The organism is Bradyrhizobium sp. Ce-3, assembly GCF_022835695.1.
Classification (GTDB): domain Bacteria; phylum Pseudomonadota; class Alphaproteobacteria; order Rhizobiales; family Xanthobacteraceae; genus Bradyrhizobium.
Map to the genome: position 1 here is coordinate 505,786 of NZ_BQUV01000005.1, position 22,319 is coordinate 528,104.

22 protein-coding genes are annotated in these 22,319 nt (G+C 65.9%); 15 read left to right on the forward strand and 7 right to left on the reverse strand.

Going from position 1 to position 22,319, the window contains the following annotated elements:
• Positions 1-4: 4 nt before the first annotated feature.
• Genes fliM through BRSPCE3_RS20255 form a run of 3 tightly spaced genes read left to right on the forward strand, consistent with a single transcriptional unit; the run spans position 5 to position 2,492 of the window.
• On the forward strand, positions 5-1,207 hold the full coding sequence (gene fliM / locus BRSPCE3_RS20245) for a flagellar motor switch protein FliM (protein ID WP_244067838.1): 1,203 nt from the start codon (positions 5-7) through the stop codon (positions 1,205-1,207).
• Positions 1,204-1,671 carry a DUF6468 domain-containing protein gene (locus tag BRSPCE3_RS20250; protein WP_244067839.1) on the forward strand — a complete coding sequence of 156 codons (468 nt, stop codon included), beginning with the start codon at positions 1,204-1,206 and terminating at the stop codon, positions 1,669-1,671. The genes fliM and BRSPCE3_RS20250 overlap by 4 nt, the downstream gene beginning before the upstream one ends.
• Positions 1,668-2,492, forward strand: a complete 825-nt coding sequence (locus BRSPCE3_RS20255; RefSeq protein WP_244067840.1) for a MotE family protein — start codon at positions 1,668-1,670, stop codon at positions 2,490-2,492. Before BRSPCE3_RS20250 ends, BRSPCE3_RS20255 begins: the two co-directional genes overlap by 4 nt.
• A 15-nt stretch (positions 2,493-2,507) precedes the next feature.
• Here the strand turns inward: BRSPCE3_RS20255 and BRSPCE3_RS20260 are convergent, their stop codons facing one another.
• Together BRSPCE3_RS20260 and BRSPCE3_RS20265 are read right to left on the reverse strand one after the other, a co-directional pair.
• On the reverse strand, positions 2,508-2,900 hold the full coding sequence (locus BRSPCE3_RS20260) for a type II toxin-antitoxin system HicB family antitoxin (protein WP_244067841.1): 393 nt from the start codon (positions 2,898-2,900) through the stop codon (positions 2,508-2,510).
• 40 nt (positions 2,901-2,940) lie between these two features.
• Entirely contained in the window at positions 2,941-3,144 is a 204-nt protein-coding gene (locus BRSPCE3_RS20265; protein ID WP_244067842.1) for a type II toxin-antitoxin system HicA family toxin, read from the reverse strand.
• 177 nt (positions 3,145-3,321) lie between these two features.
• Here BRSPCE3_RS20265 and BRSPCE3_RS20270 point away from each other — a divergent pair, with 177 nt between their 5' ends.
• Positions 3,322-7,167, forward strand: a complete 3,846-nt coding sequence (locus BRSPCE3_RS20270; protein WP_244067843.1) for a tetratricopeptide repeat protein — start codon at positions 3,322-3,324, stop codon at positions 7,165-7,167.
• A gap of 12 nt (positions 7,168-7,179) precedes the next feature.
• Here BRSPCE3_RS20270 and BRSPCE3_RS20275 read toward each other — a convergent pair whose 3' ends face one another.
• Positions 7,180-8,028 carry a glyoxalase superfamily protein gene (locus tag BRSPCE3_RS20275; RefSeq protein ID WP_244067844.1) on the reverse strand — a complete coding sequence of 283 codons (849 nt, stop codon included), beginning with the start codon at positions 8,026-8,028 and terminating at the stop codon, positions 7,180-7,182.
• 273 nt (positions 8,029-8,301) lie between these two features.
• On the opposite strand from BRSPCE3_RS20275, the gene BRSPCE3_RS20280 reads away from it, so the two are divergent.
• From BRSPCE3_RS20280 to BRSPCE3_RS20295, 4 genes are all read left to right on the forward strand, one after another.
• A complete protein-coding gene (locus BRSPCE3_RS20280) occupies positions 8,302-8,538 on the forward strand; it encodes a hypothetical protein (RefSeq protein ID WP_244067845.1) in 237 nt (78 codons plus the stop codon).
• 25 nt (positions 8,539-8,563) lie between these two features.
• Positions 8,564-9,529: a LysR family transcriptional regulator gene (locus BRSPCE3_RS20285; RefSeq protein WP_244067846.1), complete on the forward strand. Its 966-nt coding sequence runs from the start codon at positions 8,564-8,566 to the stop codon at positions 9,527-9,529.
• A gap of 87 nt (positions 9,530-9,616) precedes the next feature.
• Entirely contained in the window at positions 9,617-10,327 is a 711-nt protein-coding gene (locus BRSPCE3_RS20290) for an SDR family NAD(P)-dependent oxidoreductase (protein ID WP_244067847.1), read from the forward strand.
• 130 nt (positions 10,328-10,457) lie between these two features.
• Positions 10,458-11,699, forward strand: coding sequence for a YbfB/YjiJ family MFS transporter (locus BRSPCE3_RS20295; RefSeq protein WP_244067848.1), 1,242 nt, complete (start codon positions 10,458-10,460; stop codon positions 11,697-11,699).
• Here BRSPCE3_RS20295 and BRSPCE3_RS20300 read toward each other — a convergent pair.
• The 4 genes from BRSPCE3_RS20300 to BRSPCE3_RS20315 form a co-directional block, all read right to left on the reverse strand.
• Positions 11,696-12,847: an aminotransferase class V-fold PLP-dependent enzyme gene (locus BRSPCE3_RS20300; protein ID WP_244067849.1), complete on the reverse strand. Its 1,152-nt coding sequence runs from the start codon at positions 12,845-12,847 to the stop codon at positions 11,696-11,698. The genes BRSPCE3_RS20295 and BRSPCE3_RS20300 overlap by 4 nt on opposite strands.
• 53 nt (positions 12,848-12,900) lie before the next feature.
• Positions 12,901-13,788: a hypothetical protein gene (locus BRSPCE3_RS20305; RefSeq protein WP_244067850.1), complete on the reverse strand. Its 888-nt coding sequence runs from the start codon at positions 13,786-13,788 to the stop codon at positions 12,901-12,903.
• Positions 13,789-13,874: 86 nt separating this feature from the next.
• A complete protein-coding gene (gene fliP, locus BRSPCE3_RS20310) occupies positions 13,875-14,627 on the reverse strand; it encodes a flagellar type III secretion system pore protein FliP (RefSeq protein WP_092115397.1) in 753 nt (250 codons plus the stop codon).
• Positions 14,624-15,565: a flagellar biosynthetic protein FliO gene (locus BRSPCE3_RS20315; protein ID WP_244067851.1), complete on the reverse strand. Its 942-nt coding sequence runs from the start codon at positions 15,563-15,565 to the stop codon at positions 14,624-14,626. Before BRSPCE3_RS20315 ends, fliP begins: the two co-directional genes overlap by 4 nt.
• Positions 15,566-15,924: 359 nt before the next feature.
• Here BRSPCE3_RS20315 and flgB point away from each other — a divergent pair, with 359 nt between their 5' ends.
• The 7 genes from flgB (at position 15,925) to cckA (ending at position 22,142) form a co-directional block, all read left to right on the forward strand.
• A complete protein-coding gene (gene flgB / locus BRSPCE3_RS20320) occupies positions 15,925-16,335 on the forward strand; it encodes a flagellar basal body rod protein FlgB (RefSeq protein WP_244067852.1) in 411 nt (136 codons plus the stop codon).
• Positions 16,336-16,362: 27 nt separating this feature from the next.
• Complete coding sequence (gene flgC / locus BRSPCE3_RS20325) at positions 16,363-16,788, forward strand: flagellar basal body rod protein FlgC (protein WP_097675999.1); 426 nt, start codon at positions 16,363-16,365, stop codon at positions 16,786-16,788.
• 26 nt (positions 16,789-16,814) lie between these two features.
• Positions 16,815-17,126: a flagellar hook-basal body complex protein FliE gene (gene fliE, locus BRSPCE3_RS20330; protein WP_244067853.1), complete on the forward strand. Its 312-nt coding sequence runs from the start codon at positions 16,815-16,817 to the stop codon at positions 17,124-17,126.
• A 155-nt stretch (positions 17,127-17,281) separates the two neighbouring features.
• The gene (fliQ, locus tag BRSPCE3_RS20335) at positions 17,282-17,545 is read left to right on the forward strand and encodes a flagellar biosynthesis protein FliQ (RefSeq protein WP_194460393.1); all 264 of its coding nucleotides are present in this window, start codon (positions 17,282-17,284) and stop codon (positions 17,543-17,545) included.
• A gap of 18 nt (positions 17,546-17,563) precedes the next feature.
• Positions 17,564-18,334 carry a flagellar biosynthetic protein FliR gene (fliR, locus tag BRSPCE3_RS20340; RefSeq protein ID WP_244067854.1) on the forward strand — a complete coding sequence of 257 codons (771 nt, stop codon included), beginning with the start codon at positions 17,564-17,566 and terminating at the stop codon, positions 18,332-18,334.
• 12 nt (positions 18,335-18,346) lie between these two features.
• On the forward strand, positions 18,347-19,420 hold the full coding sequence (flhB, locus tag BRSPCE3_RS20345; RefSeq protein ID WP_244067855.1) for a flagellar biosynthesis protein FlhB: 1,074 nt from the start codon (positions 18,347-18,349) through the stop codon (positions 19,418-19,420).
• Positions 19,421-19,562: 142 nt separating this feature from the next.
• Entirely contained in the window at positions 19,563-22,142 is a 2,580-nt protein-coding gene (gene cckA / locus BRSPCE3_RS20350; protein ID WP_244067948.1) for a cell cycle histidine kinase CckA, read from the forward strand.
• The last annotated feature ends 177 nt before the right edge of the window (positions 22,143-22,319 follow it).

Consider the following 22,319-nt stretch of genomic DNA (forward strand, 5'->3'; position numbering starts at 1 on the left):
AGCCATGGCCGGCAACGACCAGATGGACCAGGACGCCATTGCGGCCCAATGGGAAGCCTCGCTCGATTCCGAGGATCCCGCGGCGGCAGCGGAGGAAGCCGCCAAGAACGAGCTCACCGAGAACATGGCGTTGCAATGGGCCGCCATGGTCGAGGACGGCAGCCGCGATTTCGGCGGCAAGAACACTAATGGCGAGCGCGTGCTGTCGCAGGAGGAGATCGACAATCTCCTCGGCTTCACGGTCGGCGACGTCAGCCTCGACGACCATTCCGGCATCCGCGCCATCATCGATTCCGCGATGGTGTCCTACGAGCGTCTGCCGATGCTCGAAATCGTGTTCGACCGCCTGGTGCGGTTGATGACGACATCGTTGCGCAACTTCACTTCCGACAACGTCGAAGTCTCGCTCGACCGCATCACCTCGGTGCGCTTCGGCGACTACATGAACTCGATCCCGCTGCCGGCGGTGCTCTCGGTGTTCAAGGCGGAGGAGTGGGAGAATTTCGGCCTCGCCATGGTCGACTCCAACCTGATCTACTCGATGATCGACGTGCTGCTCGGCGGCCGCCGCGGCCAGACCCAGCTCAAGATCGAGGGCCGGCCCTACACCACGATCGAGACCAATCTGGTGAAGCGGCTGGTCGAGGTGGTGCTGTCGGATGCCGAGCAGGCGTTCCGTCCGCTGTCGCCGGTGACCTTCTCGATCGACCGGCTCGAGACCAATCCGCGCTTTGCCGCGATCAGCCGCCCGGCCAATGCCGCGATCCTGGTGCGCCTGCGCATCGATATGGAGGACCGCGGCGGCAACGTCGAATTGCTGCTGCCCTACGCCACCATCGAACCGATCCGCAACGTGCTGTTGCAGATGTTCATGGGCGAGAAGTTCGGCCGCGACCCGATCTGGGAAGGCCATTTCGCCACCGAAGTGGCGCAGGCCGAGATCTCGGTCGATGCCGTGCTGTACGAGGCCGATATCCCGCTCAAGGAGCTGATGAAGCTCAAGGTCGGCGACACGCTGCCGCTGGATATCCGCTCCGACGCGCTGGTCTCGGTCCGTTGCGGCAACGTCACTTTGACGGAGGGGCGCATGGGCCGCGTCGGCGACCGGGTCGCGATCCGCGTCACCAAGAATTTGCGTAAACCCCAAACCACCTTCGCGATGTTCGAGAAGGCGGATGAGCGGACCAAGATGATGGAGGCACCATGAGTCATGTGCTAGGACTGGTAATCGAGAGTCTGGTGGCCGTGCTGCTGATGCTGACCATCGGCTATTGCTGGCTGCTCAACAAGCGGCTGCAGCGGCTGAAGGCGGACGAGCATTCGCTGAAGGCGACGATCGCGGAATTGATCACCGCGACAGAGATCGCCGAACGGGCGATCGGCGGGTTGAAGCATGCGGTACGTGACGTCAACGAGAACCTCGGCAACCAGCTCGACGCGGCGACGCAGATGTCGGCGCAGTTGAAGAACCAGCTGGCGGAAGGCGACCACGTGGTCCGCCGCCTGTCCAAGATCGCGCTGGCCGCGCGGCCGCCGGAGCCCGCGCAGCTGCCGGCACAGGCGACTGCGCCCGCCGCGCCAGCGGCGCCCAGGGTTTCGGCCGCGCGCGCGGTTGCCGCGGCGGCGGAAGCCTTCACCGAGCGCAGGAGGGCCGGCGGCCTCGCTGCATGAAGTTGCTTCGTGACATCAGAGTGATGCCTGCGGTGCTGGTCGCGATCTTCGGCCTGATGGTGCTGAAGGTCGCCGGCCTCGTGCTCGATGGCGGTTACGTGTTTGCCGAGGACGCGCCGCCGGCCGGCCCGGCCGGCCCATCCTGGGCGCAGCAGAACTTCAACTTCCCCGGCGCTCCCAAAGCGGTTGCCGACAGCAAGATCAAGGTCGATCCCACCGACATCACGGGATCGGTCGAGGCCAAGGACGCGAAGAAGGACGCCAAGAAGGACGAGGCGCCGAAGCCGGCCGCACCGGCCGCCGAGCCGTCCAAGCCCGACGGCGTGGTCGTCAACCTGGATGCGCCCGCGCCGGTGTCGGCGTCGGAGCGCGCGATCCTGGAACGGTTGCAGTCGCGCCGCCAGGAGCTCGAGACGCGCGCGCGCGAGGTCGAGATCCGCGAGAGCCTGCTGAAGGCCGCCGAGAAGCGCATCGAGGCCAAGGTCGAGGAAGCCAAGGCCAATGACGCCAAGGCGAATGCCGATGCGGCGGCAAAGGTGGAGGCCGACGCCGCGCGCTTCAAGGGCATCGTCACGATGTACGAGAACATGAAGCCGAAGGACGCCGCCAAAGTGTTCGATCGGCTGGAAATGAACGTGCTCTACCAGATCGCCTCGCAGATCCAGCCGCGCAAGATGTCCGACATCCTCGGCTTGATGCAGCCCGAGGCCGCCGAACGCCTCACCGTCGAGCTCGCCCGCCGCGCCGGCGGCGACAAGTCGGCCTCAACCGACGATCTTCCCAAGATCGAAGGCAAGATGCTCGCGCCGAAGACGAATTGACGGGGTAACGCCTGCCTATGCTGCCAACGCTTTCTTCGCTGCCTGAGCGAGAAAGCCAGAGCGGGTGAAGCCTTCTTGCTCAGCGCGTCGATCGATTTCGCTGAGGATGTCGGACGGAAGAGTGATGTTCACCCGAACGCTTCTCACGTCTTCCGCCGGCGCTGGAATAAGAACGGCAACACCGCTCCGATTCTCTGGATTTGCCATGATCTCCTCGAGAGAGGAGGGTTCAGGTACGGCTTCGCCGTCCGCGACCATCCCTTCCAAATGGAGGGCCAGGGCTTCAGCGGCCATCGCACGGGCATCGTCGAGATCGGTGCCTGCAGTGATTACGCCGGGCAGATCAGGAAACGAAACTCCGTAATCGCTGTCGGGATCCTTATGGATCAAAGCGATGTAGTGCCGCATTGTGGTCTCCAACTTGCGAGCCGTTTGGGCTTCGTCTTGGTCATTTCAGCTTCAGGCCGGATTGCTTCTCGATGCTCTTGAAGGTCCCAATAGGGATGTCTCTTTTGGGATGTGGGACGGTGACGCGGCCTGGCTTTATGGGGTGCGTGAATTGAACTTGGCTGCCTTTCTGGGCAACCTGCACCCATCCATCGGCCTTCAAGGCTTTGATGATGTCCGCCGATTTAACTGTGTATTTATACACACAAACGCGTATTTTGTCAACACACAAATACACACTGCGCTGAGGGGATGGTCCAATCTCGGCGTTCGCAATCCGTTGTCGTTAACAGCTCCTTAACGCCGCCCGATCCAAGATCGGAACGCGTGGGCGAGGGCGCTTCGCGCTGGTATGTCTGAAGTCCCGAGAAGACGTTTCGAGATGGCGCGAACGGCTGCCGCTGAAACTTGGTCGCTAGGCCGCGCCTGGGCGCGGACCGCGCGTCTGTGCCTGCTTGCCACTGGCCTTGCCCTCACGACCCTCACATATCCAGCCGCGGTACGGGCCCAAGATTTGTCGCCGGTGCCCGGTGAGGCGACGTTCTCGGCCGCCAACGGCTATGCAAGGCTGGTGCTGAAGCTGAAGGAGGACGTCGAGTCGGAGGTGACTACCGCCGGCTCGATCATCGTGATCCGCTTCAAGCGTCCGGTCGATATCCCGGTCGAGCAAATCTCGGATGCAGTGCCCGATTATGTCGGCGCCGCGCGCCGCGATCCTGACGGCTCGGCGATCCGCCTGTCGCTGGCGCGCCGCGTCACCGTCAACACCATGACCGCTGGCGAGCGCATCTTCGTCGACTTCCTGCCCGACGGCTGGACCGGCCCGCCGCCGTCGCTGCCGCAGGACGTGATCCGCGAGCTGGCGGAGCGCGCCCGCGCCGCCGAGCGGTTGCTGCGCATCCAGCGCGCTGCAGATGCGGCTAAAAAGAGGCCACCGATCCGCGTCCGCGCGCTGGTGCAGCCCACTTTCGTACGCTTCGTGTTCGAGGTCCCGGACGGGGTCAGCGTCTCCTCGGTGCTGAACGAGCAGAAGCTGACGTTGTCCTTCAACTCGGTCCTGAGCTTCGATCTCGCGGATGCCAAGGTCGCAGCGCCGCCGAACGTCGCATCGATCAGTTCGCGCGCCGATACGGATACGTCGGCGGTCGACGTGACGTTGATCGGCGACGTCGACGTGCATTCGTTCCGCGACGAGAAGAACTACATCGTCGATGTCGCGTTCCAGCAGAATGAGCAACAGCAGGCGGCAAAGCCCTCGCTCAGCTCGTTGTTGCCGACGCGGGGCAAATCGAAGGGCGCCGCGGCGCTCGCGCCGGTGACCTCGGAAAGCATCGCGCGAGAGGCCAGGATCGAGATCAAGCCCGAGCAACCCAAGGCGGAGCCTGCCAAGTCCGAGTCTGCCAAGCCTGAATCTGCAAAGCCTGAGTCTGCAAAGTCCGAGCCGCCGCAAGCCGAGCCGGCCAAACCGGAGCAGGCCGCGCCCGAGCAGCCGGCAGCATCGGCTGTCAAGCCGGAGCAGCCGAGATCGGAGCTGCCCAATGCGGAGCAGCCGAAGATCGCGACGACGCCGGCGGCCGACGTCGAGACCGCGGCCGCGCCGGTCACGCCGCGCGAGGGCCGCGCCGGTGCTGCGGCCGAACAGAACACCGTGCCCGTCGGCGAAGCGCCGAAGCCGGTGCCCACTGTTGCCGCCGCGCCGGCGATGGACGCGCCGAAGTCTGCCGCTGCGCCGTCGCCATCCGCGATGGCCCGCGCCGGCGGCAATCCCGCGGTCGAAGCCCAGCGCGACAGCGACGGGCTGCGCGTGACGTTCGCATTTCCGGGCGCGACGCCGGCGGCGCTGTTCCGCCGCGCCGACACTGTGTGGATGGTGTTCGACACGGCCGATCCGATCGACGTCGATCCGATCCGCGCCAAGGGCGGCTCGCTGATATCGGATGTCAGCCGGATTGCGCTGGAGAAGGGGCAGGCGGTGCGCTTCCGCCTGAACCGGCCGCAGATGCCCTCGCTCGAGAGCGACGACCGCTCGCGCGGCGTTAGCTGGACGCTGACCTTTGCCGATCGGGTGCAGAAGCCGCCATTGCCGCTCAGCGTGGTGCGCAACATCAGCGAGCCCTCGCTCGCCAATGTCAGCGTGCCGCTCGCCAATCCCGGTCAGCTCCACAAGCTGCTTGATCCCGACGCCGGCGATACGCTCTGGGTGGTGACCGCGCCGCCGCCGACCCGCGGCATCATCAAGCGGCAGGATTTCGTCGAGCTCTCGCTGCTGGAATCGATCCACGGCGTCGTGGTCCATCCGAACGCCGACGACGTCAGGGCGGAGGTCGGCGCCGACAAGGTGATGCTGGGCCGGCCCGGCGGCCTGACGTTGTCGTCGGCCGACGTCGCTGCCGAGCGCGCGACCGCGGCGGTGAAGCCGCTGTTCGACCCGGACGAGTGGCGCAAGAACCAGTCGGATAATTTCCTCAAGCAGCTCGACGGCCTGATTGGGGCGGCGTCGACGGCCAATGCCGAGCAGCTGCCGCAGGCGCGACTCGATCTTGCCGAATTCTACATGGCGCGCGGCATGTATCAGGAGGCGCATGGCGTCACCAACCTGATGCTGTCCGAGAGCAAGCGCGGCAGCGAGACGGCGTCCGTGGTGATGGTGCATGCGGTCGCCAGCATCCTGATCGGGCATCCGGCGCGCGGGATGAAGGATCTCGCCAATCCCGTGATCGGCAACGGCTACGATTCCCAATTGTGGAAGGGGCTCGCCTTCGCCCGCGAGGGCAAATGGGCCGAGGCGCGCGAGAAGTTCAAGAATGCCGAATTCGCGGTCGCGACGCTGCCGCCCGATCTGCAGCGCATCGTCACCATGGATTCGATGAAGGCCTCGCTCGAGGTCAAGGACTATGCCGGCGCCGCGCGACGCAAGAGCGATCTCGACGTGGTCGGCGTTCCCGACGAGCTCAGGCCTGCGGTTGCGGTGCTGCGCGGCCGGCTCGCCGAGGCGCTCGGCCAGGAGAAGGATGCGCTCGACGCCTATCGCTTCGCCGCCAATTCGTCCGACCGCCAGGCCGCCGCCGAAGGCAAGCTGCTGGAGACGCTGCTCAAGCAGAAGCGCGGCGAGATCGGCCGCGACGACGTGCTGAAGGAGCTCGAGCTGCTGTCGATGCTGTGGCGCGGCGACAACATCGAGCTGAAGACGCTCTACATGCTGTCGAAGATCTACGCCGAGACCGCGCGCTATGCCGACGCCTTCGCGGTGACGCGCGCCGCGACGAGGCTGCAGCCGAACGCGCCGGAATCGCGCCAGGCGCAGGACGCCGCCTCGGCGCTGTTCGTGCAGCTCTATCTCGGCCCGAAGGGTGACGAGATGGCCCCGATCGATGCGCTCGGCACCTTCTACGAATATCGCGAACTGACGCCGATCGGCCGCCGCGGCGACGAGATGATCCGCCGGCTCGCCGATCGTCTGGTCGGCGTCGATCTGCTCGACCAGGCCGCCGATCTCCTGCAATACCAGGTCGACAAGCGGCTCGAAGGCGCGGCGCGGGCCCAGGTCGCCGCGCGGCTCGCGATGGTCTATCTGATGAACCGCAAGCCCGACCGCGCCATCGGCGCGCTGCGCTCGACCCGGATCGCGGACCTCTCCGGCGAACTGCGCCAGCAGCGGCTGCTGCTCGAGGCGCGCGCGCAGAGCGACGTTGGCCGGCACGACCTCGCGCTCGACATCATCTCGAACATCACCGGCCGCGAGGCGATCCGGCTGCGCTCGGACATCTACTGGGCGTCACGGCACTGGCGCGAGGCATCCGAGCAGATCGAGCTCTATTACGGCGACCGCTGGCGCGACTTCACTCCGCTCAATCCGAGCGAGAAGGCCGACGTCATCCGCGCCGTGGTCGGCTATGCGCTCGCCGAGGACGCCATCGGGCTGTCCCGGTTCCGGGAAAAATACGCACCGCTGATGTCCGGCGATGCCGACCGGCTGGCGTTCGACGCCGCCAGCAAGCCGGTCGCGACCTCGAGCGCGGAATTCGCCCAGATCGCGCGGATGGCCGCCAGCGTCGACACGCTCGACGGCTTCATCCGCGAGATGAAGACCCGCTTCCCCGACGCCACGGCGCGCGCGCCGCTGCCCGATCCGGTCGCGACCGGATCGCTGCCCGACGGGCCAAAGGCCGCGCCGGTCAGCACGCTCCCGGTGATCAAGGGCGAGCGCCGCGCCAGCGCGACGCCGTAGTCACCCGGGCCGTTACGGCCCCGGCGACACCCACGCGGTCGAAATGATCCCCTTGTCGTCCAGAGCGATGCGCCAGTGCGCAGCACCGTTCGCCTGCCTGACACTATAGACGTCCTCGCCTTGCTCGCCGACACCGAGAAAGCGGATCAACTGGATCGTGCCGAGGTCCGCGAGGGGCTGAAGCCAAGGCATCTGCTTGCGGGTCGCGGCCGCCAGCGCCGGGCTCATCTCGTTGTAGTTGGGATTCCCCGAGGCGATCCCATCGATCAGGCGGTGAAGCGCAGCCTCGGTTCCGGGGCTGGCCGACTGGTTCTTGACGCGTTCCGCCGTCTGGTCGGCGATCTTCCCTGCCGTCGCGGCGTCGATGCGCGCCATCGGAATATCGCTGCCGTTCTGATGCAGGACCAGCGAGGTGGCTTGTCCGTCCGGTCCGACGACGAAGCTGACTTGCGCATCGACAATCCTGGCGAAGAATTCGGTCACGCTCTCCGCAAAGAACCGCACCGAGCGCTGTCCGGTCAGTTGCATGACAAGGTGATGTTCGTCGGGCATTACCGTGAACACGGCGCGGTCGTTGAGCTGGTAGAACCCGGCATAATGATCGAGGACGACTGCATCGACCGCGATCTCCTGCCGCGCGGCGGGCGGCGGTGGTTCTGCCGTGATGGAGTCTGCCGCCTGGGGCGGCGTGCTCGGCGGTCCGGCGGCCTGGATCCGTGCCGCCAGCGTGTTCCAGTCGCGTTGACCGAACAATCTGGCGATCAGCTCCAGGCTGTCGCTGTGGGTGAGGGGGATCGATTTGGCAGCAAGCGCTTCGCGCAGCGTCTGCGCCATGGCCTTGGCATCACGAAAGTCGCGCATGGAATCAACCTTTGCATCGACGAACGGAAAGCGTCAGGGGCTTGCATTGCTGACCCGTTCGTGCGGGCAAAGGAAGCCTGAAATCTGGCTTGATACGTTCACCGTCCCCGGGCGGGGCGCAAGCGGCGGGTGGTATCGACCCGGCCTGAATGTTCGCCGGAGAGGTGCGATTTGTCAATTGCAAGAGGGCGTGATCGCATTTCATCCTCTCGACATATTGTCGCCAAACCGGCAACCATGACGCAATTGAAAGCGCCGGGAGGACGTCGTCACATGAGCAAGCCGATCAAGACCGAAGCCGAACTCATCGCGATGGCGCGGGCCGAGTTGAAGGTCCATGCCGACTGCCCCGACGGCATCGACATTTCCGTGCTGCGCGACGGCGACAGCTGGGAATTTCGCGCCAGCGCCAATGATGCGACCGTGGCGCGGCCGGGCTATCCCGAATGCGTCGCAATGCTGGTGCAGATCGGCGACCACCTCAGCAAGCAATATGACGTGAAAGAATAGACGCTGCCGCGAAGCGGGGGGACCCATGGACCGCATCGACGCCATGAAGGTCTTCGTCGCGGCGGTCGACGAGGGCAGCCTTGCCGGTGCAGGCCGGAAGCTGCGGCGCTCGCCGGCGGCGATCAGCCGGGCGATCGCGTTCCTCGAGCATCACGTCGGCGCCGAGCTGCTTCATCGCACCACGCGGTCGCTGAAGCTGAGCGATGCCGGGCAGCGCTACGCAGCGGCGTGCCGGCGCATCCTCAGCGAGCTCGAGGAGGCCGACATCTCGGCCGGCGGCGAGCGGTCGGCGCCGCGCGGCACCCTGACCATCACGGCGCCGGTCGTGGTCGGCGAGGACGTGCTGCGGCCACTGCTCGATGCCTTCATGGCGGACTATCCGGCGGTGTCGGCGCGGCTCGTGATGCTCGATCGCACCGTCAACCTGATCGACGAGGGCATCGACGTCGCGCTGCGCATCGCCCATCTCGCTGATTCCAATTTGATCGCGATCAAGCTCGGCGAGGTACGCCGCGTGGTGGCGGCGTCGCCTGGTTATCTCGCGCAGCATCCGGTGATTGGCGCACCCGCCGATCTGGCGAAACACCAGATCATCGCGATGACGCATTTCGGGCTCGACTCCTGGAGCTTTCCGCCGGCCGCGAAATCGAAGGTCGCGCGCGCGGTGCAGTTTGCGCCACGGCTGGTCGTCAACACGGTGCGGGCGGCGGTGGCCTCGGCCAGCGAAGGGCACGGCATCACCCGGCTGTTCTCGTATCACATCGCCGAGGAGATCCGTGACGGCCGGCTTCAGATCCTGCTCGCCCGCGACGAGCCGCCGCCACTGCCGGTGCATCTCTTGGCGCCGCAGGGCCGCTTCGACGTGCCGAAGGTGCGTGCCTTCGTCGACTTCGCGGCGCCGCGGCTGAAACGCTATTTCGAGCAACTGTCGCGCGAGGCCAGCAAGGCCGTCGCCATTCGTTCGCGCCGCGGAAGAGTGTCTGCCGAATAGCGGGCATTCGCGCGAAATGCGGATGTATCTAGCTTGCTCTCCATCGAAGCGGCGCTGGGTCGCTTCAGCAACGAATGGAGAGAGATCATGGGTGCAGAGCAGAAGGTTGCCATCATCACCGGTGCGTCGCAGGGGATCGGCGAGGCGCTCGTCAGGGGCTATCGCGATCGCAACTACCGTGTCGTCGCCAATTCCCGCAGCATCAAGCCGTCGACCGATGCTGATGTGCTGGCGGTCCCGGGGGATATCGGCGATCCCGAGGTCGCCGACCGCATCGTCAAGCAGGCGCTCGCGCGCTTCGGCCGCATCGACACGCTGGTCAACAATGCCGGCATCTTCGTCGCCAAGCCGTTCACCGACTACACCGATCAGGATTACGCCGCGATCCTGGCGACCAACCTCAATGGCTTCTTCTACATCAGCCGTCGCGTCGCCAAGGAGATGGTGAAGCAGGGCTCCGGACACATCGTGCAGATCACGACCAGCCTCGTCGACCATGCCAACAGCAACGTGCCCTCGGTGCTGGCCTCGCTGACCAAGGGCGGCCTGAACGCGGCGACCAAGTCGCTGGCGATCGAATATGCCGCCAAGGGCATCCGCGTGAACGCGGTGGCGCCCGGCGTCATCAAGACGCCGATGCACGCCCCCGAGACCCATGATTTCCTCGCCAGGCTGCATCCGGTCGGGCGCATGGGCGAGATGAAGGACATCATCGACGCCGTGCTGTTCCTGGAAGGCGCGGGCTTCGTCACCGGCGAGATCCTGCATGTCGACGGCGGCCAGAGCGCCGGTCACTGAAGCACGATCGGCAGCGTGTCATGCCAAATCGTCACCTCTCCCGATTGGGAGAGGTGTGCCGTGATCGCTGCGAGCGATTGCTGCGATCGCAACTAATCATTTTTCACGAACGGCCGGAGGGCCTACTGCGATGTCCATGTCAGCCAATGTCGATCATGACAGACGCCATCATGCCAAGCCGCATCGTGACGCTGGCGGGCCGCTCTGGCTGTCCGCAGCGGCGGGGTTGTGTGCCTCGCTGGTCGGGCTTGGACTCGCGCGCTTCGCCTACACGCCGTTGATCCCGGCGCTGATCGCGGCGAAGTGGTTCACGCCGGCGGAGGCGGTCTATCTCGGGGCCGCCAACCTTGCCGGCTATCTCGCTGGCGCGCTGATCGCGCGCGATCTCGGCGCGCGCATCGGGTCGGTCTGGGCGCTGCGCGGCATGATGGTGCTGGCGGCCGTCACCTGCTTTGCCTGCGCGGTGCCGATCTCGTTCGTCTGGTTCTTCGGCTTCCGCTTCCTCGCCGGCGTCGCGGGCGGCGTGATCATGGTGCTGGCGGCGACCGCGATCCTCCCGCACACCGCGCCGAGCAAGCGCGGCCTGATCGGCGGCGTGATCTTTGCCGGCGTTGGCCTCGGTGTCGCCGCGTCAGGCACACTGGTGCCGCTGCTGCTGCAACAAGGCGTCAAGCAGGCCTGGTATGGCCTCGGCGTGCTGTCGGCGGTGCTGACCGCGATCAGCTGGAAGGCGTGGCCGGCGGACGTGCCTGCCACACATGGTGCGGCCGAGCCGCACGTGGCGTCACACGGCACGCGCTCGCCGCTGCTGATTGCGCTCTGCCTGGAATACGGCCTCAATGCGCTGGCGCTGGTGCCGCACATGGTGTTCCTGGTCGATTTCGTCGCCCGCGGATTGGGGCAGGGGATCGCTGCCGGATCGTATTACTGGGTGCTGTATGGCATCGGCGCCGTGGTCGGCCCACTGCTGACGGGGCATCTCGCCGATCGCGCCGGCTTCGCCGCGGCGCTGCGTGCCGCATTTCTGATCGAGGCGGTCGCTGTCGCGACGCCCGCCGTGACGACCTCGCCGGTCGCGCTGATCGTGTCGAGCCTCATCGTCGGCGGATTCACGCCCGGCATCGTGCCGCTGGTGATCGGCCGCATCCACGAGCTGATCCCGCACTCCGCCGCGAACCAGCGCTCGGCCTGGGCGCAGGCCACCACGACCTTCGCGCTGTTCCAGGCTGCCGGCGCCTACGGCCTGTCCTGGTTGTTCGCGCACAGCGGCGGCGACTATGCACTGCTGTTTGTGATCGGCGCAGCCGGAGTGGCCATCGCACTCGCGATTGAATTGTTCAGCGTCCTGGCGCTGGGGCGCCAGCGCAGCTAACCGCGCAGCGCTCCGCGCAACACGGCGACGAGGCGGTCGACATCCGCCTCGTCGTTGAAGACGTGCGGCGAGATCCGCATCCGGCCGAGCCGCAGCGCGACGTGGATGTTCTCGGCGGCGAGCCGCGCGATCAGCTCCTTCGGGATGCCGCCGGCCATGCCGAGGCTCAGGATATGCGGCGCGCGCAGGTTCTGCGCCGGCATGTTGAGCCCGAGATCACGCACGCCGTCGGCAATCCGCTCGTTCAGCATCGCGAGCCGCGCGCTGACCGCTGCGGCGCCCCATTCGGCCATCATCTCCATGCCGATCGAGGCCATCTCCAGCGTGATGAAATGATCGCGCTCGCCCATGTCGTAACGCGTGGCGTTGTCGACATAGCCGAGGTCGCCGAAATAGACCGGGTTCTCGGAGTTGACATTGCGGCGGCCCGCCGAGGTCTGCTCCAGCGGCACGCCGGTCTGGTGGCGTTTGGCGACATAGAGGAAGGCGCGGCCGTAGGGGCCGATCAGCCATTTGTAGGTCGGGAAGATCACGGCGTCCGGATCGAGTTTTGTCACGTCCATCGCGACGACACCCGCGCTCTGCGTCGCATCGATCACGAACATCGCGCCTTGTCGCCGCAGCGCAGCCTGCACCCTGTCGACGTCGATCATGCCGCCGTCCGACCAGTGCACCGAGGAGATCGAGGCGAGGCCGACCGGCCGCGCGCCTGACCGCTCGATCGCTCCGAGAACCGCCGACGTCCAGTCGCCATCGCCAGGCTGGCGCACGGTATCGACGGTAAAGCCCTGCGCCTCGGCGCGGGCGTGCCATTCCAGCACCGGCGAGGAGTGATCGTTCTCCAAAACGATAACGCGGGTGCCGCGCGGAATGGTCAGCGCCTTCGCCACCGTCGCAACGCCGTAGCTGATCGCAGGAATCAGCGCGACGTCATCGGGCGCGGCATTGATCAGGCGGGCCGCCGCGCGGCGGGCGCGCTCATGCTGGCGGCCGGCAAAACCGGCATCGATCGTCCAGGGCTGGCCCTTGCGTCCGACCGCGGTGCGGCCGGCGTCGAGCGTCTTCAGCGGCAGCGGGCTGTAGGACGCCGAGTTCAAATAGCAGACCTCGCGTGGAATCTCGAACAGATGGCGCTGGGAGGGAAGCATGTCGTCTCGTGGCTGGGATTGCAGATGATGTTGCGATGCGGACGAGCGCGCGCTCAGCCGTCATACTGGTCCGGCCCCATCGCCCAAGGCGCCTGGTCGTAGCCGTTGGCAAAGGTGCGGTTGGTCTGCGCCGGATTGCGATTGACCAGCGGCCGCAGATACATCGGATGGGTGGCGCTGCGCACCTCGTGCTCGACGGTGAACAGGTGCCGGCCATCTTTGGGATCGACGATGTCGCAGAACCGGTACTGGTACTGATTGTCCTCGCGGGAGACCAGATTGCGTTCGCGCAGCCGTCTGTAGGGGCCGGAGAAGTCGGTGATGTAGATCTGGACGTGATGGCCGTCGAACTCGCCCTGCGCCCGGTCGGTCTCGCGGAATTGCAGATATTGGTCCTTGCCGACTTTTGCGCGCGCGATCACGCCGTCTTCGTTCACGACGCTGGCGGGGATGCCCATGATGTCGGGATAGAACCGGCTGATCGCCTCGGCGGTGCCGCGCGGCACCTCGAACTCGACATAGGGCATGCCGAGCGCGATGCGTCCGAACCGCTCGGCATCCGGCTCAAAGCAGCGCAGCCGGTTGCCCCACGGGCAAGTGGCCTCGACATGATCGTTGTGCTCGCGATAGCTGAACGCGGTGCCTTCGAGCTTGGGGGCGACCGCGGCGAGTCGCGCGAGCAGGGCCTGCCGCCCGGCGATGACGATACCCGTGTGACCGCGCAGCACCTGTGGCTTGCCGCTTGGCAGATGAAACTGGCTGCGGCCGGCATTCACCCACATGTTGCTGTCCGAGACCATCAGATAGGGATCGCGGGTCAGTCCGATGCCCGCGACATAGAACAGCGTGGCGAGGCGCTGGTCAGGCACCTGCACGTTGACGTGTTCGAGGTGGATGGCGTTGCCGAGATCTTCTGCGGCGCGGTCGAATGGCTGCTGCACGGGCACGGCTCCCTGGATGCGGTGCCGCGCATGATAGTGCAACGGCACGGCCGATCCAGCCGATGGCCCATGAATGTTTGGCGGGGCTACCCCCCGTAACTCTGCACCAGGCTGCCGGCGACCAGCGCCCAGCCGTCGACCAGCACGAAGAAGATCAGCTTGAACGGCAGCGAGACCACCACCGGCGGCAGCATCATCATGCCCATCGACATCAGCACCGAGGCGACCACGAGGTCGATGATCAGGAACGGCAGGAACAGCAGGAAGCCGATCTCGAAGGCGCGCTTCAGCTCGGAGATCATGAAGGCCGGCACCAGGATGCGCAGCGACATCTCCTCGGGCGTCGCCGGCGGCGGCTCGCCGGAGAGGTCCATGAACAGTTTCAGGTCCTTTTCGCGGACGTTCTTCTGCATGAAGCCGCGCAGCGGCACCGAGGCGCGCTGCAAGGCTTCCTCGACGCCGATCTGGTTGGCAACCAGCGGCTTGATGCCGTCGTCATAGGATTTCTGCAGCACCGGCCCCATCACGAAGGCGGTGAGGAACATCGCCAGCGCGATCATCACCGAGTTCGGCGGCGCGGTCGCGGTGCCGAGCGCGGTGCGCAGCAGCGACAGCACCACCACGATGCGCGTGAACGACGTCATCATGACGAGGATCGACGGCGCGATCGACAGCACCGTGAGCAGCGCGATCAGCTGGATCGCGCGCTCGGTCACGCCGCCATTGCCGCCGCCGAGATTGATGGAGATGTCCTGCGCCATCGCCGGATCGGCGAAGGATCCGGCGGCGATCAGGACAGCGATGAAAAAAACTCTACGCGGGACTGTCCCGGACCTCACGAAGGATTCTTCGGTCGGCCGAGCAGCGAGGCCATCTCGTCCTCGAGATTCTCGAAGCCGCTCTTCTGTCCGCCGGCGAGCGGGGCAGGCGGCTCGCTGCGCGGGGCACGCACCGGCGGCGCTTCGGGCGCAACCGGCGGCGCGACGGTCTCGCCTGGGCCGGTCGGGCGGCGCAGTGCCGCCTCCAGCCGCTGCGCCATCTCGGCGAGATTGGCATCGGCGTTCGACGCCGGCGGCACGGCCGCAGGCGCCTGCGCTGCGATCGGCGGCGGAGCGGGGGGAGGCGATGGCGGCGGTGTCACGGCGCGCTCGGGCGCACGCAGCGGCGGCGGCGCCTTCGGCGGCTCGGCAGCGCGGGGCGGACGCGGGACGACGGGTTCGGAGCGCGGCGGCAGGCGCGGCGGCATCGGATCGGGCCGCGGCTCACCGCGTTCGGGCGTGAAGCCGGCGAGCGGATCGCTGCGACGCTCGGCGAGCGGCGGCGGCGGCCGGCGAAGTTCGTCGGCGAAGGACGGGCGCGCCGGACGCGGCGGCAGCTCCGGCTCGGGCAGATCGAGATTGTCGGCGCGGGCCGCCTCGCTCTCGTTCCAGGCGGCGTCCGGAAGCGGTGCGGCGCGCGGCAGCGCAGCCTCGGGTGCGACCGCGGGGCGGGTCGACATCTGATCGCGGCCGGGCATGGCGCGCACGATGTTGGGCTCGACGACGATGTCGGTGGGGCCGCCGATCATCAAGAGATGCTCGATGTTGTCGCGGCGGACCAGCACCAGGCGGCGGCGGCCATCGACGGCGGCCGCATCGATCACCGCCAGCCGCGGCATCCGTCCGCGGTTGGCGTTGGCTCCGAGGCGGTTTCCGGCGAACCGGCGCACGAGCCATGCGGTGACGCCGATCAGCGCCAGCACGACAACGAATGCCAAGACGAATGTAATGACCTGCATATTGGAGTCCCCGGCCATGGTGGCCTTCCTCAGCTTCCGCCATCAACGAGCGCGGATTGATAGTTGCGGTTTGCGCAGCGAATCGCGCCCGAGATTCGCCTTATTTCTTAATTCCCAGCGGCTTGCAGCCGACTGTTTTATTAATAAACCAAGAATCGCTTGTCCCAAAACGACTTCTCAGCGCCCCACGCTGTCTTGGTTTGAGCTGGTTAACGCAGCATTCGTGGCGAAAATGCGCTCACCGGCCGCAGTTGCGGCGTTCTCCACGGCTCCGTCCGATATTTTAACCACCCGTTAACCATACACCGGGCAAATTCTGCCTACCTCGGAAGATCCCAGAGGTTAACGGAGCCGCGGCGATGGCCATGAACGATCTGCCGATCCTGTCGGCGTTGCGCACCAAGATGCAGTGGCACCAGGAGCGCCAGCGGGTGCTCGCCGAGAATATTTCCAATTCCGACACGCCGAACTTCCGGCCGCACGATCTGGTCGAGCCGAAGTTCGACCGCGCCGGCAGCACAGTCGGCGGCGGCATGGGGACGCTGCCGATGATGCAGACCAGCGCCACCCACATGGCGGCGTCCGGCGCGCCCGACAACTTCGACAATGATCGGGGCAAGAGCGGGTTCCAGACCCGCCCGGCCGGCAACGCGGTCAATCTCGAGGAGCAGATGCTGAAAGTGTCGGCCAACCAGATGGACTACGCGGCCGTCACCTCGCTCTACAGCAAGAGCCTGCATCTGCTGAAAACCGCGATCGGCAAAGGTTAGGCCGCCTGACCGCGGCGGGAGGATCCCATGGCAGATGGAACAAGCGATTTCACCCGCTCGATGAGCATTGCGACCTCGGGCCTGCGCGCGCAGGCGGGGCGGATGCGGGTGATCTCGGAGAATATCGCCAATGCCGATTCGACGGCACAGACCGCGGGCGGCGATCCCTATCGTCGCAAGGTGCCGACCTTCTCCTCCGCGCTCGATCGCTCGCTCGACGCCCAGGTCGTGACGCTCGGCCGGATCCGCCCCGACCAGTCGTCATTCCGCATCAAGCACGAGCCGGGCAATCCGGCGGCGGACGCCTCCGGCAACGTCAAATATCCGAACGTCAACTCGATGGTCGAAATGACCGACATGCGCGACGCCCAGCGCTCCTACGAGGCGAACCTCAACATCATCAGTGCGACGCGGCGGATGATCCAGCGCACGCTCGACATCCTCAAGTCCTGACGCAACAAGAACAGGGAACGTAAATCATGGCTACACCGACAGTCGCCGCCAACGCCTACGCCAATCTCGCAAAGATGATGGAGCGTGGTGGCGTCGAGAAGGCCGGGCAGGCCGTCGCCGGCCCGTCGTTCAGCGCGTTGCTCAAGGACTCCGTCGGCAGCGTGCTGGAAGCGGGCAAGAAATCCGACGCGCAGACCATGGCGATGGCCTCGGGCAAGGCGAACGTGATGGACGTGGTGACGGCGGTCGCCGACACCGACGTCGCGGTGTCGACACTGGTCTCGGTGCGCGACCGCGTGATCCAGGCCTACGAAGACATCATGAAGATGCCGATCTGACGAACTGCGTCATTCCGGGATGGTCCGAAGGACCAGGCCCGGAATCCATATCCACGATCGGAAGAATGGATTCTCAGATGTGCAATTGCACATCCCAGCTCTCGCTTCGCGAGCCCCGAAATGACGACAACAAACAACCAACAGTGAGAACAACAATGACCGGCCCTGAAACTCTCGACGTGGCGCGCGATGCGATCTGGACCATCGTGCTGGTGTCGTCACCCCTGATGGTGGTCGGCCTCGTGGTCGGCGTCGTGGTGTCGCTGTTCCAGGCGCTGACCCAGATCCAGGAGCAGACGCTGGTGTTCGTGCCGAAGATCCTCGCGATCTTCGTCACATTGCTGCTGGCGCTGCCGTTCATGGCGGACTCGCTGTCCAGCCACATGATGCGGATTTCGTCGCGAATCATCGGCGGTTGATGCACTAATGCCGCGGTCATGCGCATCGATGTCTCCCTGCTGCCGGCGCTGGCCGCAATCTTCGTGCTGGTCTTTGCGCGCGTGGGCGCGATGGTGATGCTGCTGCCCGGTTTCGGCGAGAGCAACATCCCGGCGCGGGTCAAGCTGTCGATCGCCCTGCTGCTGACGCTGATCATCCTGCCCCTGCATCGCAACGCCTATCACGTCGACCTCACCTCGATCTCCTCGCTCGGCGTCCTGATGGTGCATGAGCTCATCATCGGCATCGTGCTCGGCGCGACCGCGCGGGTGACGCTGTCGGCGCTCAACGTCGCGGGCTCGGTGATCGCCCAGCAGCTCGGCCTCGGCTTCGTCACCGCGGTTGATCCGACCCAGGGTCAGCAGGGCCAGATCGTCGGCAACTTCCTCACCATCCTCGGCCTGACGCTGCTGTTTGCCACCGACAGCCACTATCTCGTCATCGCGGCGCTGAGCGAGAGCTACCGGATCTTCTCGCCGGGCGAGATCATGCCGACCGGCGACGTCGCCGCGCTCGCGACCTCGGCCTTTTCCGCCGCCTTCAAGATCGGCCTGCAGCTGTCGGCGCCGTTCCTGGTGTTCGGTCTCGTCTTCAACATCGGGCTCGGCGTGCTGGCGCGGCTGATGCCGCAGATGCAGGTCTATTTCGTCGGCGTGCCGCTCTCGATCATGGTCGGCTTCCTGATCTTCGGCGTCGTGCTTGCGGCGATGATGAATACCTATCTCGACTACTTCCTCGGCGTCATGCGCCAGCTCGCTCCAATGAATTAATCGGGAGGAGAGATGGCCGACGATACCGAAGACAAAACAGAAGACCCTACGCAAAAACGTCTCGACGATGCCCTTGAGAAAGGCGACGTCGTCAAGAGCCAGGAGGTCAATACCTGGTTCGTCATCGCCGGCGCCACGCTGGTGCTGTCGACGTTCTCGGGCTCGGTCGGTGGTGGCATCTTGATGCCGCTGCGCAACCTGATTGCCAATTCATGGATGATCCGCACCGACGGCGCGGGCCTGCTGCAACTGACCCAGACGCTCGGCTATGCCGTGGTCGCCGCGATCGGTGTGCCGTTCCTGATGCTGGCGCTGGCCGCGATCGCCGGCAACATGATCCAGCATCAGCTGGTGTGGTCGGGCGAGCAGCTCAAGCCGAAATTCTCCAAGATCTCGCCGGCCGCCGGCTTCAAGCGGCTGTTCGGCAAGCAGGCGGTGGCGAACTTCCTGAAAGGCCTGTTCAAGCTGATCGCGCTCGGCGCCGTGATGGTCATGGTGCTGTGGCCCGACCGGATGCGGATGGAATCGTTCCTGCGGGTCGACCCGGCCGAGCTGCTGCCGGCCATCACCGGCATGACGGTGCACCTGCTGGCGGCGGTGGTCGCGATCCTGGCGGCGGTCGCGATCGCCGACTACTTCTTCCAGTACCGGACCTGGTACGAGCGTCACAAGATGTCGCTGCAGGAGATGAAGGAGGAATTCAAGCAGTCGGAAGGCGACCCGCACGTCAAGGGCAGGATCAAGCAGTTGCGGGTGCAGCGCGCCAAGAAGCGCATGATGGCCCAGGTTCCGAAAGCCTCTGTCATCATCACCAACCCGACCCACTATTCGGTGGCGCTGGCCTATGACCGCAGCATGTCGGCGCCGATCTGCGTCGCCAAGGGCGTCGACGTCCTCGCGTTCAAGATCAGGGAAATCGCCAAGGAGCACGACATTCCGATCGTCGAGAACGTGCCGCTGGCCCGGGCGCTCTATGCGACCGTCGAAATCGACCGGGAAATCCCGGTCGAGCACTATCATGCGGTTGCCGAAATCATCGGCTACGTGATGCGGCTGAGGCGCGGCCTGTCCGGCCTGCGCCAGTAAGAGGGCGGAAAACCGCTTGAAATGCGGGTAACTTGCGAATTAGCCGCCTGGTGGACTTGCGTTTTCGGGTCCGATTCAGGCACTCAGGGGCAAGGTGGCCGGCCGGTCGCCTTCGTGATGCAGACGAGCCATGTCTCTCCAGATGACCGCCGATAGCAACGATCCTCCCGCGACCGAGCCGTTCGTGGCCCACGGGCCAGCGCGGCGCAGCGGCAGCATCCTGCTGGTGCTGCTGATCGCGGCCGGCATCGTCGCGGTGGCGGTCTGGCTGATGACCATCGGCCGCACCCAGGCGCAGCCCTATATCCTCGGCGTGCTGGCGTTGCTCGCCACCGTCGGCCTGTTCAACCTGTTCGCACTGGCCGCCGGCATCATCCGCTTCTCCGACCGCACCGCCGACGACCCGGTGATGGCGCGGATCGCCGACCAGGCCCAGGAAGGGCTGGTCGTCACCGACTCCCGCGGCCACGTGGTCTATTCCAACGCCGCCTATCTGACGCTGACCGGCGCTGCCGGGCCGCAGGACGTCCGTCCAGTCGAGCGCGTCTTCATCGGCAACCCCGACGTCTCCGAGGCGGTATTCCGCCTCCTGAAGGCAGCGCGCGAGGGCAAGCGGCAGCAGGAGGAGGTCCGCGTTGCCGGGCACGAGGCCGGGCAAGGTGGTGGCCAAGGCCGCTGGCTGCGGCTCAGGGTTCGCCCGCTCGGCGAGGGCAAGCGCGACGCGAGATATGCGGTGTGGTCGATCGCCGACATCACCCGCGACCGCGAGCGCCAGGAGGACGTGTTCCAGGAGCTGCGGCACGCGATCGAATATCTCGATCATGCACCATGCGGCTTCTTCTCGGTCAATCCGGCCGGCGAGATCGCCTATGTCAACGCCACGCTGGCCAACTGGCTGGACTACGATCTGGCCGAGATCGGTTCAGGCGGTCTGAAGCTGACCGACATCGTCTCCGGCGACGGCGCGGCGCTCTTGACCTCGATTGCGGCGGTGCCCGGCGAGGTCAAGACCGAGGTGTTCGACATCGACCTGCGGATGCGCGGCGGCAAGACCGTGCCCGTGCGGCTCTATCACAAGCTCGCCTTCGGAGCCGATGGCGCAGCGGGCGCCTCGCGCACGCTGGTGATCAGCCGCGCCCGCGACGAGCATTCCGATCCGGAGCGCGCCGCCGAGGTGCGCTTCATGCGCTTCTTCGACCATACGCCGATGGCGATCGCGACCGTCGATCGCGGCGGCAACGTGGTCGGCGCCAATGCGCGCTATGCCAAGCTGGCGCAGGGGCTGAGCGGCGACGGCGGTGCCGCCAAGTCGATCTTCCGCGCGGTCAATCCGCGCGACCGTGGCCTGTTGATCGCCGCGATCAACCAGGCCGCCGAGGGACAGGGCGACATCGCGCCGGTCGAGGTGATGCTCGACGGCGCGAAGGAGCGCTTCGCCCAGTTCTTCGTCACGACGGTGGAGAAGGACGAGCGCGACGCCGAGACCGCGATCGTCTACATGCTCGAGACCACCGAGCGGCGCGCGCTGGAAACCCAGATCAACCAGTCGCAGAAGATGGAGATGGTCGGCCAGCTTGCCGGCGGTATCGCGCACGACTTCAACAACGTGCTGTCGGCCATCATGATGGCCAACGACTTCCTGCTGAACGCGCACAAGCCGACCGATCCGTCGTTCCAGGACATCATGCAGATCAAGCAGAACGCCACCCGCGCCGCGACGCTGGTGCGGCAGCTGCTCGCGTTCTCGCGCCGCCAGACGCTGCGACCGCAGGTGCTCGATCTCGGCGATGCGCTGTCGGACCTCACCATGCTGCTGCGCCGGCTGATCGGCGAGAAGGTCAAGCTCGACCTGGTGCATGGCCGCGATCTGTGGCCGGTGAAGGTCGACGTCTCGCAGTTCGAGCAGGTGGTGGTCAATCTCGCGGTCAACGCCCGCGACGCGATGCCCGACGGCGGCAAGCTGATCATCCGTACCGCCAACGTGTCGACCGAGGAAGCCGCGCAACTCGCCAACAAGGGCATGCCGGCGGCGGACTATGTGAAGATCGAGATTTCGGACACCGGCACCGGCATTCCACACGAGATCATCGACAAGATCTTCGAGCCGTTCTTCTCGACCAAGGAAGTCGGCAAGGGTACCGGCCTCGGCTTGTCGACGGTCTACGGCATCGTCAAGCAGACGGGCGGCTTCGTCTATGTCGATTCCGTGCCGGATGGCGGCACCACGTTCCGGATCTATTTGCCGCGGCACCACCAGGAACAGGAAGTTGCACCGGAGGCGCAGGCCGGCAACGGCACGGCAAAGGAAACTGCGACCGCGGAAGCCGCCAAGCCGAAGCCGGATCTCACCGGGCAGGGCACCATCCTGCTGGTCGAGGACGAGGACGGCCTGCGTTCGCTGAATGCGCGCGGCCTGCGGTCGCGCGGCTACAGCGTGATCGAGGCGGCCAACGGCGTCGAGGCGCTGGAGGCGTTCGAGGAGAACAACGGCAAGGTCGATCTCGTCGTCTCCGACGTCGTGATGCCGGAGATGGACGGGCCGACGCTGCTGAAGGAAATGCGCAGCCGCAATGCCGAACTGAAGATCATCTTCGTTTCCGGCTATGCCGAGGACGCGTTCGAGAAGAGCCTGCCGGAGAACCAGCAGTTCGCGTTCCTGCCGAAACCGTTCACGCTGACGCAACTGGTCGCGGCGGTGAAGGAAACCATGACGGCGAACTAGGTCCGGTCGACCGGCCTCGATGCGCCGTCGCTCCGCTTTCCTTCATGGGAGTGATGTTGCGGTGCGGTGGTGGTTGAACCCGAGCCTCATCCCGCGCTAGGACGCGCTGTCGCATCCACAAGGACCATAGTGTCACATCGCCGCGACCGAGGGCCGCAGCCGCGGTTCCCGTTTCCC

Excerpts from the sequence above, each read along its gene's own strand:
- fliM (WP_244067838.1), top strand. The coding sequence starts at position 5 with ATGGCCGGCAACGACCAGATGGACCAGGACGCCATTGCGGCCCAATGG.
- BRSPCE3_RS20250 (WP_244067839.1), top strand. The coding sequence starts at position 1,204 with ATGAGTCATGTGCTAGGACTGGTAATCGAGAGTCTGGTGGCCGTGCTG.
- BRSPCE3_RS20255 (WP_244067840.1), top strand. The coding sequence starts at position 1,668 with ATGAAGTTGCTTCGTGACATCAGAGTGATGCCTGCGGTGCTGGTCGCG.
- BRSPCE3_RS20260 (WP_244067841.1), bottom strand. The coding sequence starts at position 2,900 with ATGCGGCACTACATCGCTTTGATCCATAAGGATCCCGACAGCGATTAC.
- BRSPCE3_RS20270 (WP_244067843.1), top strand. The coding sequence starts at position 3,322 with ATGGCGCGAACGGCTGCCGCTGAAACTTGGTCGCTAGGCCGCGCCTGG.
- BRSPCE3_RS20275 (WP_244067844.1), bottom strand. The coding sequence starts at position 8,028 with ATGCGCGACTTTCGTGATGCCAAGGCCATGGCGCAGACGCTGCGCGAA.
- BRSPCE3_RS20280 (WP_244067845.1), top strand. The coding sequence starts at position 8,302 with ATGAGCAAGCCGATCAAGACCGAAGCCGAACTCATCGCGATGGCGCGG.
- BRSPCE3_RS20285 (WP_244067846.1), top strand. The coding sequence starts at position 8,564 with ATGGACCGCATCGACGCCATGAAGGTCTTCGTCGCGGCGGTCGACGAG.
- BRSPCE3_RS20290 (WP_244067847.1), top strand. The coding sequence starts at position 9,617 with ATGGGTGCAGAGCAGAAGGTTGCCATCATCACCGGTGCGTCGCAGGGG.
- BRSPCE3_RS20295 (WP_244067848.1), top strand. The coding sequence starts at position 10,458 with ATGTCCATGTCAGCCAATGTCGATCATGACAGACGCCATCATGCCAAG.
- BRSPCE3_RS20300 (WP_244067849.1), bottom strand. The coding sequence starts at position 12,847 with ATGCTTCCCTCCCAGCGCCATCTGTTCGAGATTCCACGCGAGGTCTGC.
- BRSPCE3_RS20315 (WP_244067851.1), bottom strand. The coding sequence starts at position 15,565 with ATGCAGGTCATTACATTCGTCTTGGCATTCGTTGTCGTGCTGGCGCTG.
- flgB (WP_244067852.1), top strand. The coding sequence starts at position 15,925 with ATGGCCATGAACGATCTGCCGATCCTGTCGGCGTTGCGCACCAAGATG.
- flgC (WP_097675999.1), top strand. The coding sequence starts at position 16,363 with ATGGCAGATGGAACAAGCGATTTCACCCGCTCGATGAGCATTGCGACC.
- fliE (WP_244067853.1), top strand. The coding sequence starts at position 16,815 with ATGGCTACACCGACAGTCGCCGCCAACGCCTACGCCAATCTCGCAAAG.
- fliQ (WP_194460393.1), top strand. The coding sequence starts at position 17,282 with ATGACCGGCCCTGAAACTCTCGACGTGGCGCGCGATGCGATCTGGACC.
- fliR (WP_244067854.1), top strand. The coding sequence starts at position 17,564 with ATGCGCATCGATGTCTCCCTGCTGCCGGCGCTGGCCGCAATCTTCGTG.
- flhB (WP_244067855.1), top strand. The coding sequence starts at position 18,347 with ATGGCCGACGATACCGAAGACAAAACAGAAGACCCTACGCAAAAACGT.
- cckA (WP_244067948.1), top strand. The coding sequence starts at position 19,563 with ATGACCGCCGATAGCAACGATCCTCCCGCGACCGAGCCGTTCGTGGCC.